General features: G+C 70.6%; 1 pseudogene. It reads right to left on the reverse strand.

The features are described 5' to 3' along the window. Positions 1-28: 28 nt before the first annotated feature. Positions 29-459, reverse strand: a pseudogene (locus B3F77_RS01265) (penicillin-binding protein); the annotation flags it as partial.

The raw sequence follows: 459 nt of genomic DNA on the forward strand, positions 1-459 counted from the left end.
CTGGTTCAAGAGGACGCATCTGCGCGCCTCAAGGCGCGCGGCCACCATTGGCCGGCGCCTCCGGCTCGCTCTGTAACGGTGTGTCTGGTTCCGACGCAGGCTCTGCAGGCGAACTTGCCGGCGGCGCCTGTGGCACTATTTCCACCGGGTCGAGGCGTTCAAGCGGCAAGTCGGCCTGCACCGGCGGCGGCGCCGGTGGAAGCTCTGACTCTGGCTCTGGCGTGGGCGCCGGTTCGGGCTGTGGCACCCGCTTGGGTTCAGGCGGGCGGACAGTCACTGGGGCAGGGCCGAACACGCGCTTGAACCAATCGCGCAGGCGGCCCAGCAGCGGGCTGAACAGGCTGGTGTCTGGCGGCGCCACAAAACGGGCGCGCGGGTCGATGACGCGCGAGCGCAGCGCCTGCGCGGTGAAGTCGCCCACGATCGGCAGCGCACTGTGCGCGCCCTGGCCCCAGTAGT

It is taken from the genome of Polaromonas sp. UBA4122 (assembly GCA_002381615.1).
Classification (GTDB): Bacteria; Pseudomonadota; Gammaproteobacteria; order Burkholderiales; family Burkholderiaceae_C; genus Polaromonas.